This window comes from Tistrella mobilis KA081020-065, from assembly GCF_000264455.2.
Lineage (GTDB): Bacteria > Pseudomonadota > Alphaproteobacteria > Tistrellales > Tistrellaceae > Tistrella > Tistrella mobilis.
Genome location: NC_017958.1, coordinates 1 through 13,755 on the forward strand (window position 1 = coordinate 1; position 13,755 = coordinate 13,755).

Genomic DNA, 13,755 nt, shown 5'->3' on the forward strand with positions numbered 1-13,755 from the left:
GTGATCACCATGGTCATGTTGGCCAAGATCCGGCGGATGCATTTCCGCGATGGCCTGCCGCTGCGCGAGATCGCCAAGCGCACGGGCCTATCCCGCAATACCATCCGGCGATGGCTGCGCAGCGGCCAGTCCGAGCCGGTCTATCCCAGGCGAGCCTCGCCCTCCCGGCTCGATCCCTACCGGTCCCAGTTGGAGACGTGGCTGCGTGCCGACAGCCATCGTCCCCGGCGGGAACAACGCACCGCCAAGGTGCTGTTCTCGCAGTTGCAGGCGATCGGCTATCCGGGCACCTACACCCGGGTGACGGCCTTCATCCGCCAGTGGAAGGCGGCCGGCGGCGCCAGCCGCCGCCCGGCCTTCGTGCCGTTGCACTTTCCTCCGGGTGAAGCCTTCCAGTTCGACTGGAGCCGCGAGTACGCCTTCGTCGGCAGCCACGCCAAGATGCCGCTGGATCTCGCCCACGTGAAGCTGGCCTGCAGCCGCGCCTTCTGGTTGGTGGCCTATCCCACCCAGAGCCACGAGATGCTGTTCGATGCTCATACCCAGGCGTTTACCGCCTTCGGTGGCGTGCCGCGCCGCGGCATCTACGACAACATGAAGACGGCGGTGGACGGGATCGGCCAGCACCGGGAACGGCGGGTCAACGCCCGCTTCCACGCCATGACCAGCCACTACCTGTTCGCCGCGGAGTTCTGCAACCGCGCCGCGGGTTGGGAGAAGGGGCGGGTCGAGAAGAACGTGCAGGACCGGCGCCGACAGATCTGGATCGAGGCCGGGGCCCGCCACTGGCCAGATCTGGACACCCTCAATGCCTGGCTCGCCAGCGAGTGCCGCGCCGCTTGGCCGATGCAGGCGCATCCGGATGCCTCCGACATCACCGTGGCCGAAGCTCTGGAGGACGAACAGCCCCACCTGATGCCGATGCCCGCGCCCTTCGACGGCTACATCGAGCGGCCGGTGCGGGTCAGTTCGACCGCGCTGGTCAGCTTCCAGCGCAACCGCTACAGCGTGCCGTGCGAACACGCCCACGCCGTCGCCAGCCTGCGCGTGTATCCCTTCGAACTGGCCGTGGTGGTCGGCGAGGCCGAGGTCGCCCGCCACCGGCGCAGCTTCGAGCGTGATCGGGTCCACTACGACTGGCAGCACTACATCGCCCTGGTCCAGCGCAAGCCGGGGGCACTGCGTGACGGCGCGCCGTTCCTGTCCATGCCCGATCCGCTGCGCAAGCTGCAGCAGGTGTTGCTGCGCCAGCCTCACGGCGACCGCGCCATGGCCCAGGTGCTGGCCGCCGTACCCGTGCACGGGCTCGAAGCGGTACTGGTGGCGGTGGAACTGGCACTCGAGTCCGGCCTGGTGCGCGCCGACCACGTGCTCAACGTGCTGGGGCGATTGCAGCATCCGGACCGCACGATCGAGACGGTCGCCTCGCGAGTGACGCTGCGTCATCCGCCGGTGTCCGATCCGGCCCGCTACGACGCCCTGCGGGAGGCAGATCATGTCGACGCCTGACCTGCCGCTGCGCATGCAGCAGCTCAAGCTGCACGGCATGGCCAGCCAGTGGCCCGAACTGCTGGCCAAGATGCGCCTGCACACCATGGAGCCCGAACACTGGATGGCCGAACTGCTGCAGGCCGAGTCCGCCGAACGGCAGGTTCGTGCCCAGGCCAACCAGATGAAGGCCGCACGTTTCCCCGTCCATCGTGACCTGCTCGGGTTCGACTTCGCGGCCAGTCCCGTTGATCGCGCACTGGTCGAACGACTCCACCAGGGTGACTTCATCCACACCCCCGAGAACGTCGTCCTTGTCGGTGGACCGGGCACCGGCAAGACCCACCTGGCCACCGCCATCGGCATCCAGGCCGTGCGCCAGCATCGCCTGCGCGTGCGCTTCTTCTCCACCATCGAACTGGTCAATGCGCTGGAGAAGGAACAGGCCCAGGGCAAGGCCGGGCAGATCGCCCTGCGCCTGACCTATGCCGACCTGGTCATCCTCGATGAACTGGGCTACCTGCCGTTCACCCCCTCAGGCGGCGCGCTGCTGTTCCACCTGATCAGCAAGCTCTACGAGCGCACCAGCCTCGCCATCACCACCAACTTGGCCTTCTCCGAATGGGGTCAGGTGTTCGGCGACGCCAAGATGACCACCGCGCTGCTGGATCGCATCACCCACCACTGCCACATCCTGGAGACCGGCAACGACTCCTGGCGGCTGCGCAACAGCACCGCCGCCAACAAGACCAAAGCCAGAATCAGGGCAAAGGAGGCCACCACCCAGACCACCAACTGATACCCTCAGCCCCGTACACCGGGTGGGTCAAAGTTCAACGCGCAGCCTGGGTCAGTTTTAAGTGCGCGCCAACAGACGTTGGCAGCGGGGGAGCCGCTGAGGTGGCCGGCGCGCCATTGGGCGACGCCCCATCCAACGGCAATACCGGCAGCAACCAGCGTCAAGCCGGCAAGGATGTTTCTCGAAGAGGTATTCATGGCGAGGGTCTCCACTCAGTCCGCGATCAGGCTGTTCAGTCGGGCGACGAGGCTGTCGCGCTGCGCTCCAAGGTCGATCAGACGCATGCGCGTCTCCAGCACCTGGGCGCGTGCACTGAGCACAGCGCTCAGGTCCCCCTTGGCGGATCGGTAGTTGCTCAATGCAAGCGCCGCTCGGTTCCGTACCAGTTGCAAGCCGGCGGTCTGCAGGCGGTCGATCTGGCTGTTCAACGCTTGGAGTTCGGCGGCGCTGTCGTCCAGCTCCTGCAAATGCCGCCGCGCCACGTCTTCGCGTTCGGCGTCCAGACGTTCCAACTCGTGCCGTTTTGCCTCGATCATGGGCACTTGGCGTCGATCCTTCTGCCAAGGCAGATCGAATGTCACCTGAAATGACACCATGTCGCCCCATCGGCGATCACGCCGGCTATAGGCTATCTCCCAGGCCCAATCGCCGCGGGTCTCTGATTGGGCTTCGCGGGACTCGGCCCGGGCCATGCTTTGCATCGCCGGATAGAGTTCAAGCTCCGCGTGATTCGCCAGTTCTGTGCGCAGTTGCGCGACGGGGCGAGTGAGCGGGCCTGGATCGCCTTGCAGTGCTTCGTCGGCCCTGGAGCCCACCCAGCGCCGCAACGCGGCCCTGGCCTTGGCCCGGTCCCGCTGTAGATCGTCACGGCGGTCCGTGAGTGTCAGCGCCTCCTGTTCCGCGACCAACAGATCGCCAGCCTGGGCGGTGCCGCCGGCGACGCGAGCGGGGAGACTGTCTTGCAGGCGCTGGTTCTCCGCGAGCAGTTCCGTCAGCAGTATCTCCCGTTGCTCCACCGCCTGCGCGGCGATCCACGCCAGGCTGAGTTCCTGGCGGATCTGCAATCGCTGCAAAACCAGCGCCGCGCGTTCTCGATCCACACGCGCCTGCGCGCTGGCGACCTGGGCGTCGCGCTTGGCCCTGTTGGGCACTTCCTGCATGAGCGCCAAGCGCTGCATCGTCATGGATTCGCGCGTCATGCTCCAGCGATCCATGCCGCTGATGGGGTAGTTTTCGATGCCGAGCGAGAGCTTGGGGTCGGGCAGCGAGCCTGCTGCCTTCTGCACGGATTCGGCGACGTTAACCTGCAACTGCTGCGCGCTTATGCGTGGGCTCTGCTGCTCCGCGATAAGGCGTGCCTCAGCAAAATCGAGGGCGTAGGCTACAGGCGAGACAAGCGCACTGCCCGCCAACGCGATGCTGATAGCTTTCAGACGATGCACTCGCATCGAGGCCGGCGTTGTGCCTCGGCCGTACGCCGACGGGCGCCCCTCGGGGGCGCCAAAAAAGGGAGTAAACATGGTTGTCCTCGGAATTGGTATTCACGAAATCACGTGGTCTGCCGCATCGGTGCGCGGCGAGCACGGACACATAAATCAATTCCGCAGGACTTGGAACGTGAGGTAGATCGGCGGAAAGCCCGCGCGGGGATTGGGAGGAATGTAGGTAACGTGCCGCCTGAGAACGTGTTCAAAGTCTCGCCCTCTTGATGTGAGAAGCTCGCTGGGTGAGAAAAGGCTACCCCAGCGACATCAAGCGCGAGCAGTTCGAGGTGATCCGGCCATTGCTGGAGAGTGCGCGCAGAAAGACTGCCCCACGCAAAGTGGAGCTGTACGAGGTGTTCTGCGCCGTGCTGTACCTGCTGCGCACGGGCTGTCAGTGGCGGGCACTGCCCAGCGACTTTCCCAAATGGCGCACCGTGCACTCGTACTTTGCCATCTGGAGCGAGCCACGCGAGGGTGGCAGCCTGCTGGAGCAGGCATTAAAAAAATCAGGTTGGCGCGGCCCGCGAGAAACTGGGGCGCAACGCCTGCAGCACGCTCTTGATCGTGGACGCGCAGAGCGTGAAGAACACGGACACGGCGGGCTTGAAGGGCTATGACGCAGGCAAGAAGGTCTCGGGCATCAAGCGCCACATCGCGGTGGACACCCAGGGATTGCCGCATGCGATAGCGGTGACCACGGCCGAGGTGACGGACCGCAAAGGCGCACTGCAGGCGCTACAGCGCTGCAAGCCCCGGTTGAGCCGGCTACAAAGCCTGCTGTGCGATGCAGGCTACATCGGTCGGCCGTTCGCGCAAGGCGTGCAGCAGATTCTGGGAGGGCATGTGACGGTGCAGATCGCCAAGAGAAGCGAGCTTCACACTTTCAAAGTGATGCCCAAGCGCTGGGTCGTGGAACGCAGCTTTGCCTGGCTGGACAAGAACAGGAGGCTGTGGAAGAACTGCGAGCGATGGCTCAACACCAGCCTGCAGTTCGTCCACTTGGCATTCTTGGTGCTCTTGCTCAAAAGACTTTGAACACGCTCTGAGGGCTACCCGGTCGAGAACCAACCCGGGCAGCGAGTTGGCGAGCCACATCACGTGCGCCGCGAGAAACTGAATGTCCAGCCCCTGCCATGAAAGCGCCGACTCCCGATCGCCACTGCAATGAGCGTGGCACAACTGTGGCGCTTCGCTGTCCATGGAATCAGGCATGCCGGTGCAATCCGACATTGGCAACTTGTCAGCCTGCTGCATCGAGATCGTGGCACGCATTTGCGTGGTTTCCACAGATGCCCTCGGGTCTGGCTTGGGACAGACGTACATCGCCATCGCAACCTGCGAGAAAAGCAAGGTTACGACTAGGCCGCTGGTAATCCAGCGGCTCCATCTTGCGAGAAGGCGCCTTAAGCCGATCATGCGGACATACTATTGGAAGTTGTAGGGAGTTGAATTGATCAAGGTCAGTTTCCAGGATGAATTGATGCGTCTGGACGGCGCCTTGGCCCGAACCGGCACCCGCTGCAAATCCACCGGCAAGGGCGGGCACCGCACGTGGTTGTCATGCTTTACGCGCCTCGGCAACTCGCAAGGCTCTAAGCTCAAATCGATCAGCTACAAGATTCGTCTGTCCCGAGAGTCGCTGCAGGTGCGTAATGACCTCGTAGGGGCCATCGGCTATTGGGCGCGTGCAGATTCCGCACTGGCTAGCGGTTTCGATGCGTGATCGCGAGGAAATCCCTACGCCATATCCAGCTGCGACCCAGAGCAATAACATCTCAAAAGAACTGACATGCTGGACATTCGGCCTTTCCGTTGATGACATGGAGGACAGGTACTGGTCCAGCGAAGGAGAATATTCGGCCTTCCATCGAAACACGGAGTGCTCCTTAAGTTCGTCTATTCTGATTGACTGCTGCCGGAGCAGTGGGTATCGCAGCGGCGTGGCAAGAGCTGTCGCCTCGAACCAAATAGAAAGACTCTTCAGCGAAGAATCGCTCACCTGCTTCAGAGAAAGGCCGACGTCGAAGCGCCGTTTGTAGAGGCCCGTAATGAGATCGCTCGCCGTAACCTCATTAAATTCCATAGAAACTTCGGGCTCCTCCGCGCGCTGCAGGGCAAGCAATGCAGCTAGGTACGAAGAGGCCACACCAGGCGCTATGGCGAGCCTGAGCTGTGGGCGTGGGCTGGTGGCGTCGTGCATGAGAGGCCCCAAGAAGCGATAAGACAAGGATGGAAAGTCTTCATGATAGCTAGTTTGAGTTAAACTTAACGTGGTTAAATTGTTTGGACTGTTCGACGCTTCCAAGGATGGAGAAGCGAACTGTCCGACGAGGCCGTCCCCCAGGAACTACCACTTTCGACGCCGAGCCAGCGTTGGCATTCGGAGCGGCCGTTCGTGTCGCCCGCCTGACGCAAGGTGTTGCTCAGGAAGAACTGGCTGCGAAAGCAGGGATCGAGCGATCGCACATGGGCAAAATAGAGCGTGGGGAGCACATGCCCACTCTCGCTCTGATCTTAAGAATCGCCGCCGGACTCAAGCTCAGTGCTGCGGAACTCGTCAGCGCAGCCGAACGCAATCTTCGTGCCGCGGCGCACGATTCAGATAGGCATTGACGCTTTAGTCATCCGGAGGTCCTCGCAGACGTTCGATGAAGCGATCCAGCGAAACCGATGAGTTGCTGCTTTCTGGCCGAAGCAGATAGGTTGTGATTACCGCCGTGTCCTGCGCCAGAGGGCGAATCACCACGTCCGGCCTCTGGCTGATGGGAATCTTGGTCGCCGTCATGAAACCAATCCCATAGCCTGCGCCGACGAGCGTTAGCATCATGTCCAGCGACGACACTTCTTCGACAACGTTGAGTCTGTGTTCCAGAACCTGTAGCAGCCGATTTAGTTCTCGGCAGTAGCCTTCGCAGGCCAGTTTGTCGCACAGAACCAGTGGGTGACCCTGAAGTTCGTTCAGCGGAACTTGCTTGTGCGCAAGAAGCGAGTGCCGCGCTGGCACGGCGATCACAATCGGGTCTCGCCAGATCGGTTCAGCCACGATGCCTTCGCCAACATCCGCCGCGTGTGCAAATCCGATCGTGAAGTCGCCAGACCGTAGGCCCCGTATCTGCTCGGTCAGCGGTACCTCGGAGAGACGTATCTCGACCTCGGGCTCTTCCGCGCGGCAACGAGCTAGGAACGCCGATAGTCGTGGGTCCATCGCACCATCGGAAATTGCAATGCGCAGGCTGCCCCTCAGGCCCGCGGCAATGGCTCTGGCATTTTCACGCGCTTGCTCCAGGACAGTGAAGAGTCGGCGGGTGTCCTGCAAGAATGCCGCCCCCGCCACGGTCAGCCGTGTGCCCCTGCGGTCGCGGTCAAACAGCGTGACCCCAAGCTCATCTTCCAATTCCTTGATCGCGCGAGACAAGGGGGGTTGCTCTATATGCAGCCTCTCGGCCGCCCGCGTGAAATGCAACTCCTCTGCCAAGACGACAAAGCATCGTAGATGACGCAACTCCATAAATCGGGCTCCTCGCAAGTTCTCATTCGCGCCAGATGTCCCGTGGACGAATCACGGTGGACGGGGAGGCTGGATCCATTTCAGGGAAGTTGATGCGCTTGACATCGCAAAAACTGGCACCTTGAGCGCTCGTGGTTGCTCGTGACGCGTCCCAAGCGCGCGCGCCCAATCGGGGCGCGCGTCTCTGTCACACTGTGCAGAAGCTTTGAAAAGCACCGCACACCCGCGGCGTCATCCGCCGTGCTCTTTTTGTAGCAGCGACCCGAGGCGAGCGACTTCATTGCTGGTGATCGCGATGTTGCGCCCATCCTTCGTCGACACCGAAGCTCCGACATTGAGATAGACGGCGCGCCCGAAGCGGCTTTCCTGTGCCATCTTTCCGTCCTTGAAGATGTACAGCGTTCCACCGTCAGCCAAGGGAACCATCTCCTTGGCTGCTTGGGCTGCTGCATGACCGGCGAAGGCTGGCACGGAGAGAGCGCTCAACAGGGCGGCAATGACAATTTGCGATTTCATGATCGACTCCTTTGTAAAAACGACGACAACTTGCGCCGCGTCGTTAAATGTAGAAGCAGGCCGTCTACAGAGCGCTTACCCGTGCATTACATTCAATTCATGTGCTGTCATCTGCCGCCCATGAAGGACTAGGGTCCAGTGGGAGACAAGATGCCAAGCCATGCAACGCTCGCCAGAACCAAAACGGCCAAGGTCGCCTCCGTGAACAGACTCTGCCTAAGCTTGATGACTGCCTGTGCGCGATTGCCTGCCTTCAAAGCAGCCTCCAGGCTCGGGCTCAACCGATACCGATTGGCAGCAGCCAACGCCAGCATGCCTGCGAAAAGCAAGAGCTTTACCATCAGCAGCCGGCCATACAGCGTCGAGATGAGCGGATCAAACGATGGTCCGACGATCAACAGGTAATTGAGAATTCCACTCACGACGAGTGCAGCCACGATCGCTGTACCTATGCGAGCAAAGCCATTCGACGTCCGACTGAGGACCGCTACCGGGTCTTGCGCGACATCCTGCTTGTGGGATGCCAGCATCAAGAACGCCACCAATGCGCCCACCCAAGCGCCCGCTGCCCAGAGGTGCGTGATATCCGACGCAAGATGGATGTAGCCGCGAACGCCGTCGTCCATCGCGCCGTGGCCTGCCCACGCAAGGGTCGCCAGCGCCACGCCGGTGGAGAGCGCCATCACTGCAAATCGCAAGGTAGCGTTCAATTTCAACATTGCGACGAGCACACACACCAACAGCGCGAGGATGCGAATGCACCAGGCGATGCCCATGTGCGTGCCCGTAATGAGCATGTCGAAGACGTGCGTTGACAGCTCCGCGTAGCTCTGGGCACCGGACATGGCCTTGGCCATGACCGTCATGCCCCACATCGACAGGGCAATGCCGATGGCAGCGGATGCGCCAATGAGGACGCGATAGCGGCGCGAGATCGTCGCGGATCGCTCGTCGTTGCCCAAAGCATAGAGACCGAACATGGCGACGCCAAACGCCGCCGCCAGGTCCAGATACAGCGCCAGGCGCAGGACGATGGTCAACCAATCCCCGGCCATGGGCTTACTTCACCTTGAAGGTGACGTTACCCGTGATCGGATGCGTGTCCGAGGAGACGGCACGCCATTCGACGCGATAGTCACCGGGCTGGAGCGCCTGTGCCGGCGTGATGACCATGGTCTTGCCGTCGCCGGCACCCGCGACGCTGGCGTTGATCTTCATCGGGCCATGGCTCGCCATTCCCGGCATGCCCGTCATGACAAGGCTTGCGGCGGAGAACTGCGGCACCAGCGTTTCGGAGAACTTCAGCTCGATGGTGGCTGGCGCGGAAACCTGCGACTTGTCGGCCGGCGTTGAAGACACCAGCGAAGGATGCGCGAATGCGGCGGTGGCGAACAGGCCAGCAGCGATCGGCGCGACGAGCTTGGCGATGAAATGTGAACGGGTCATAGAGATTCCTACCTTGATGTGTGAGGGTGGTTTAAGAACGAAATGCCGAGATAAGGCTTGCACCTTCGCAACGGCGTGGAACGAAAGAAACGGTTCGCTGGGCGATAGCAGACTCCTGTTGGTTCTGAAAGATGTTTCGGTCACAGTCGGCTCGCTCTCAGCCGCAAGGCGTTGCCCACGACCGATGCCGAACTCAGGCTCATCGCCAATGCTGCGATCAGGGGCGACAGCAACCAGCCCGTGAGGGGATAGAGAACCCCGGCGGCGATGGGGATGCCCAGCGCGTTGTAGAGGAAGGCGAACATGAGGTTCTGCTTCATGTTGCCCACGGTACTCACCGAGAGCGTGCGAGCGACAGCAATGCCACGCAGGTCGCCCTTGACCAGCGTGACCTGAGCGCTGTTCATCGCCACGTCGGTTCCCGTTCCCATGGCGATGCCCACGTCTGCCTTCGCCAAGGCCGGCGCGTCGTTGATGCCGTCTCCGGCCATGGCGACGATGCGGCCTTCTTTCTGCAGCCGCTCGATCAACATGAGCTTGTCCGCCGGCTTGACCTCACCATGCACCTCGTCGATGCCTAGGCGTGCACCGACGGCTTTGGCGGTGGTCTGCCCGTCCCCGGTGGCCATGATGACCCGCAGGCCCGCAGCCTTCAACGCGGCCAGGGCCTCGGGGGTGCTGCCCTTGACCGGGTCGGATACGGCGAGCAAACCCGCGAGTTGCCCGTCCACAGCCAAGTACATGACGCTGGCCCCTTCGCCGCGCAGAGTTTCGGCCTGGGGTACGAGCGGTTCCACCGATACGCCAGACTGTTCCATCAGCACTGTGTTGCCCAACGCCAGTTGCCGGTGCTCAACCTTTCCGCGCACGCCGATGCCGGTTCCCGATTCAAAGCTCTGAGGCTTCACGAGTTGGAGGCCCTGGGCACGCGCGGCCTGCACGATGGCGTCGGCCAGGGGGTGTTCACTGCCCTGGTCCAGGCTGGCCGCAAGACGCAGCACCTCATCGTTCGTAAAGCCGCGTGCTGCGACGACCTGATCGAAAGCAGGTCGGCCTTCGGTCAGGGTTCCTGTCTTGTCGATGACGAGGGTATCGACCTTGCGAAGATTCTCGATCGCCGCGGCATCGCGGAACAACACGCCCTGCGTGGCGCCACGGCCCGTTGCGACCATGATCGACATCGGCGTGGCCAGACCCAGCGCGCACGGGCAGGCGATGATCAGGACGGCCACCGCATTGATCAGTCCATAGACCCAGGTGGGCTGTGGCCCGAAGAATCCCCATACAAAGAGCGTCGTGACCGCAATGGCGACGACGGCCATCACGAAGTAGCCGGCAACGACATCGGCCATGCGTTGCATCGGTGCCTTGGAACGCTGCGCCTGGGCGACCATCTGGACGATCTGCGATAGAACGGTGTCCGAGCCGATCCGCTCCGAACGCATGACCAGCGCGCCGTTGGTGTTGAGTGTGGCCCCGATGACCTTGTCGCCCGCGCGCTTGCTGACGGGCAGCGGTTCGCCGGTCAGCATGGATTCGTCAATCGAGCTGCTGCCCTCGTGCACGATGCCATCCACCGGCACCTTCTCGCCGGGTCGGATGCGCAGCAGGTCGCCGACGTGCACATGGCTGAGCGGCACGTCTTCCTCGCTGCCGTCCGCATTGATGCGCCGCGCCGTCTTGGGTGCCAGCCCCAGCAGCGACTTGATGGCTGCCGAAGTCTGGGAGCGGGCCTTGAGTTCCAGCACCTGGCCGAGCAGTGTCAGCGAGATGATGACGGCGGCGGCCTCGAAATACACGCCGACCCGTCCCATGGACATGAAGGAAGCTGGAAACACTTCCGGCGCAACGGTTGCCACAACGCTGTAGATGAATGCCGCACCCGTTCCCAGGCCGATCAGTGTCCACATGTTCGGGCTGCGGTTGACCACGGACAGCCAGCCGCGGGAGAAGAAGGGCCAGCCGGCCCACAGCACGATCGGCAACGACAGCACCAACTCGACCCAGCTCTGCGTAGCCATGTCCATCAGGTGCAGCCGCTCGCCCAGCATCGCCAGCGCCAGGACCACGAGCGTCAACGGCAAGGTCCACCAGAAGCGACGCGAGAAGTCACGCAACTCCGGGTTGTCGTCGTCGAGGTCGGGCAGCAGGGGCTCCAGCGTCATCCCGCACTTGGGGCAGGTTCCCGGATGATCCTGGCGGATCTCCGGGTGCATCGGGCAGGTGTAGATCGTTCCGGGTGCGGTTGGCGATGCCGCCGGGGCCGGTGAAACTGCGGTGCTGGCATGGTGATGCGGCGCATGGCCGCTGCCTGTGCCTATGCCCGCGCCACCGCTGGCATATCGCGCCGGATCGGTGTCGAATTTGGCCTTGCATCCGGTGCTGCAAAACAAGTACGTGTTCCCCAAGTGCGTGGAGCGGTGCTCCGACGCCGCCGTGACCGCCATGCCACACACCGGATCGCGCGTCGCGGCATCGGGCTGCGAGTGGCTTGAGGACCCGCCCGCGTCGTCACTGCCGGCATGGCTGGCGTGATGGTGGTGCTTATGCGGGCCGGACGTTGTGGCACCCGCCGCCATGCCTGCGTGCTCATGTCCTGAAGACTTGCTGGGTGAATTCATAGTGACAAGTGCCCTCCGCCGTTAACCGTTGGTGTCTGGTGATCGCAGCAGGCCGCAGGCGCGCTTGTCTCCTTGGCGGGTGCGGCACCTTCCTCACCCTGACGCGCGGCATGATCGTGTCCGCCGTGGCCGTGACCACGGTGCATGAACAGGTGCATCAGCGGACAAGCCGCCAGCAGCAGGAAGGGGAGATAGCCGGCAACATGTGCCGTGTGCTCCTTGAGCAGGAAATACGCGGCGACAGCGGCGATGATGAGGAACGCCACGCCGTAGCGCGATCGCCAGAACCGGGGACGATCGCTGGGGGTCTGTGTGTGTGCTGATGCTGCATGGCATATCTCCACGGAAAAGAGTTGATGGATGGTCAGAGATGCGACTGATAGACCGTGCTACTACCGTTTTTCCCGATCAGCAGCACGTCGTAGGCGTCCTTGCGTCCACCATAGGCCGGACCATCCATGCCGGGCGAACCGACCGGCATGCCCGGCGCCGCGAGGCCGATGGCCTGCGGGGCTTCGCGCAGCAAGCGTTGAATGTCCGAGGCAGGCACATGACCCTCGATGGCATAGCCGCCGATCTGCGCCGTGTGGCACGAACCGTACTTCTGCGGGATGCCCAGCCGCGTGCGCGCTGCCGTGTTCCCGGTGTCAAGAACCTGCACATCGAAGCCTGCGCCTTGCAGGTGTGAGACCCAGTCCTTGCAGCAACCGCAGCTCGGGTCCTTCCACACCTTGGCGATCGGTCGGCTCTGCGCCAGGCTCGGTCCTGCGAGTGCCATCACCAACAAGCCAGCGATCAATGCTTGGCGTCTCGGCACTTTGCCCTGGCTTCTGTCGTAGTGCATGTTCATAGATTGCCTCTCATCAGATGATCAAACCCACAAGGTTCTAGAACCAGAATCGCACGCCAGCCACCCAGCGCGTCTGCTGCGCGCGGCCACCTTCGGCACGCACATAGTCCGCTGTGCGTCCGAAGCTGCCCGCCCGTTCCACGCCGATGTAGGGGGCGAACTGGCGACTGAATTCATAGCGCAGGCGCAAGCCAGCAGACGCTTCGGCCAAGCCCTTGCCGATACCGCGTTCCGGGTCGTCCTTGCCATAGAACTGCAATTCGGCACGAGGCTCCAGAATCAGTCGCTGGGTCAGCAGCAGCTCGTAGCTGCCTTCGACACGCAGCGCCGTACGTCCGCCACTTCCCACGTAGCCCGTCGCCTCCAGCTCGAACCAGTAGGGGGCGAGGCCCTGGATGCCGAAAGCCAACCATTGACGGCTCGGGCCTTCTCCGTTATCCACCCGAACGCCGAGCTGGGTGTCCCAGTACGGTGCGACGGCGTGCCCCCAGAGAAGCTCGGTACGCGATTCTTCGAGCTTTCCTTTGGCGATATCGCCTTCGGCCTTCACGACGGCCTTGTTGTAGGTCGTCCCATACCAAGCCTGGAGGTCGTAGGCCGTGGAATCGTCCCCTTTGCGCGTGAAGCGGCGTTCCAGGGTTTCGCCGCGCAACGAGAAGAACCTGTGTTCGTCGGCCAGCATCAGCCGCGGCACACCGGGTACGGCGTAGTCGCCCGATCCCAATGTCAGGCCATTGGAGTAGCCATGCGGATCGCGGGCGTCAGGAGGCGCCGACCCGCCCTGCATCTGCATGTTGCCGTGATCCATGGCCGGGGCCGCGGTCGAGCCGCTCGCCGACGTCGCGTGACCCGCGTGCGGGTCGGCGGCAGGAGCCACGGTCTGAGTGGATGGCGCGGCCGTTTGAGCGTCGGCCTGGCCGTGCGCTGCATGGTCGTTCTGTGCTTGTGCCTGGGCGGCGACGCTTACCAGGGCCAGAAGCGTCGTGGCCAGTGCGCGAGTGGGGAGTGCTTTGGACATTCTTGGTCTTCCTTGTGCGCTGGGT

14 protein-coding genes are annotated in these 13,755 nt (G+C 62.9%); 4 read left to right on the forward strand and 10 right to left on the reverse strand.

The window, feature by feature from the left end; genetic code table 11:
- The first annotated feature begins 9 nt into the window (after nt 1-9).
- Together istA and istB are read left to right on the forward strand one after the other, a co-directional pair.
- Entirely contained in the window at nt 10-1,509 is a 1,500-nt protein-coding gene (gene istA / locus TMO_RS23775) for an IS21-like element ISPa36 family transposase (RefSeq protein ID WP_003097546.1), read from the forward strand.
- Nucleotides 1,496-2,287 carry an IS21-like element ISPa36 family helper ATPase IstB gene (istB, locus tag TMO_RS23780; protein ID WP_003097544.1) on the forward strand — a complete coding sequence of 264 codons (792 nt, stop codon included), beginning with the start codon at nt 1,496-1,498 and terminating at the stop codon, nt 2,285-2,287. The genes istA and istB overlap by 14 nt, the downstream gene beginning before the upstream one ends.
- 212 nt (nt 2,288-2,499) lie before the next feature.
- Here the strand turns inward: istB and TMO_RS23785 are convergent, their stop codons facing one another.
- Entirely contained in the window at nt 2,500-3,807 is a 1,308-nt protein-coding gene (locus TMO_RS23785) for a TolC family protein (RefSeq protein WP_003097539.1), read from the reverse strand.
- Between the two features lie 206 nt (nt 3,808-4,013).
- Between TMO_RS23785 and TMO_RS30840 the strand changes: the two genes are divergently transcribed.
- A protein-coding gene (locus TMO_RS30840) for an IS5-like element ISStma16 family transposase (protein ID WP_086009121.1) occupies nt 4,014-4,806 on the forward strand; the annotation gives its coding sequence in 2 pieces (ribosomal slippage) (nt 4,014-4,273 and nt 4,272-4,806; 795 coding nt in all).
- Nucleotides 4,807-5,329: 523 nt separating this feature from the next.
- Here the strand turns inward: TMO_RS30840 and TMO_RS30850 are convergent.
- A complete protein-coding gene (locus TMO_RS30850; protein WP_023657317.1) occupies nt 5,330-5,971 on the reverse strand; it encodes a LysR substrate-binding domain-containing protein in 642 nt (213 codons plus the stop codon).
- A 107-nt stretch (nt 5,972-6,078) separates the two neighbouring features.
- Here TMO_RS30850 and TMO_RS30855 point away from each other — a divergent pair, with 107 nt between their 5' ends.
- Nucleotides 6,079-6,384, forward strand: a complete 306-nt coding sequence (locus tag TMO_RS30855; RefSeq protein ID WP_003097526.1) for a helix-turn-helix domain-containing protein — start codon at nt 6,079-6,081, stop codon at nt 6,382-6,384.
- A 4-nt stretch (nt 6,385-6,388) separates the two neighbouring features.
- Here TMO_RS30855 and TMO_RS23805 read toward each other — a convergent pair whose 3' ends face one another.
- The 8 genes from TMO_RS23805 to TMO_RS23840 form a co-directional block, all read right to left on the reverse strand.
- Nucleotides 6,389-7,279, reverse strand: coding sequence for a LysR family transcriptional regulator (locus TMO_RS23805; protein WP_003097524.1), 891 nt, complete (start codon nt 7,277-7,279; stop codon nt 6,389-6,391).
- A gap of 231 nt (nt 7,280-7,510) precedes the next feature.
- Nucleotides 7,511-7,795, reverse strand: a complete 285-nt coding sequence (locus tag TMO_RS23810) for a CopK family periplasmic copper-binding protein (protein ID WP_003090336.1) — start codon at nt 7,793-7,795, stop codon at nt 7,511-7,513.
- Nucleotides 7,796-7,923: 128 nt separating this feature from the next.
- Nucleotides 7,924-8,850 (reverse strand): copper homeostasis membrane protein CopD, encoded by a 927-nt coding sequence (gene copD / locus TMO_RS23815; RefSeq protein WP_014747685.1) that lies wholly within the window; start codon nt 8,848-8,850, stop codon nt 7,924-7,926.
- Between the two features lie 4 nt (nt 8,851-8,854).
- On the reverse strand, nt 8,855-9,241 hold the full coding sequence (gene copC / locus TMO_RS23820) for a copper homeostasis periplasmic binding protein CopC (RefSeq protein WP_008063308.1): 387 nt from the start codon (nt 9,239-9,241) through the stop codon (nt 8,855-8,857).
- 140 nt (nt 9,242-9,381) lie between these two features.
- Nucleotides 9,382-11,688: a heavy metal translocating P-type ATPase gene (locus tag TMO_RS23825; protein WP_232244050.1), complete on the reverse strand. Its 2,307-nt coding sequence runs from the start codon at nt 11,686-11,688 to the stop codon at nt 9,382-9,384.
- Nucleotides 11,689-11,858: 170 nt separating this feature from the next.
- A complete protein-coding gene (locus TMO_RS30860; protein WP_228382394.1) occupies nt 11,859-12,200 on the reverse strand; it encodes a DUF2933 domain-containing protein in 342 nt (113 codons plus the stop codon).
- Between the two features lie 26 nt (nt 12,201-12,226).
- The gene (locus TMO_RS23835) at nt 12,227-12,712 is read right to left on the reverse strand and encodes a DUF411 domain-containing protein (RefSeq protein WP_006226241.1); all 486 of its coding nucleotides are present in this window, start codon (nt 12,710-12,712) and stop codon (nt 12,227-12,229) included.
- 37 nt (nt 12,713-12,749) lie between these two features.
- The gene (locus TMO_RS23840) at nt 12,750-13,730 is read right to left on the reverse strand and encodes a copper resistance protein B (protein ID WP_005408883.1); all 981 of its coding nucleotides are present in this window, start codon (nt 13,728-13,730) and stop codon (nt 12,750-12,752) included.
- Nucleotides 13,731-13,755: the final 25 nt, after the last annotated feature.

Coding starts and splice junctions, on each gene's coding strand:
- TMO_RS23835 (WP_006226241.1), bottom strand. CDS start 12,712: ATGAACATGCACTACGACAGAAGCCAGGGCAAAGTGCCGAGACGCCAA.
- istA (WP_003097546.1), top strand. CDS start 10: ATGGTCATGTTGGCCAAGATCCGGCGGATGCATTTCCGCGATGGCCTG.
- TMO_RS23785 (WP_003097539.1), bottom strand. CDS start 3,807: ATGTTTACTCCCTTTTTTGGCGCCCCCGAGGGGCGCCCGTCGGCGTAC.
- TMO_RS30850 (WP_023657317.1), bottom strand. CDS start 5,971: ATGCACGACGCCACCAGCCCACGCCCACAGCTCAGGCTCGCCATAGCG.
- TMO_RS23810 (WP_003090336.1), bottom strand. CDS start 7,795: ATGAAATCGCAAATTGTCATTGCCGCCCTGTTGAGCGCTCTCTCCGTG.
- TMO_RS23840 (WP_005408883.1), bottom strand. CDS start 13,730: ATGTCCAAAGCACTCCCCACTCGCGCACTGGCCACGACGCTTCTGGCC.
- TMO_RS23825 (WP_232244050.1), bottom strand. CDS start 11,688: ATGGCGGTCACGGCGGCGTCGGAGCACCGCTCCACGCACTTGGGGAAC.
- istB (WP_003097544.1), top strand. CDS start 1,496: ATGTCGACGCCTGACCTGCCGCTGCGCATGCAGCAGCTCAAGCTGCAC.
- copD (WP_014747685.1), bottom strand. CDS start 8,850: ATGGCCGGGGATTGGTTGACCATCGTCCTGCGCCTGGCGCTGTATCTG.
- TMO_RS30855 (WP_003097526.1), top strand. CDS start 6,079: ATGGAGAAGCGAACTGTCCGACGAGGCCGTCCCCCAGGAACTACCACT.
- TMO_RS23805 (WP_003097524.1), bottom strand. CDS start 7,279: ATGGAGTTGCGTCATCTACGATGCTTTGTCGTCTTGGCAGAGGAGTTG.
- copC (WP_008063308.1), bottom strand. CDS start 9,241: ATGACCCGTTCACATTTCATCGCCAAGCTCGTCGCGCCGATCGCTGCT.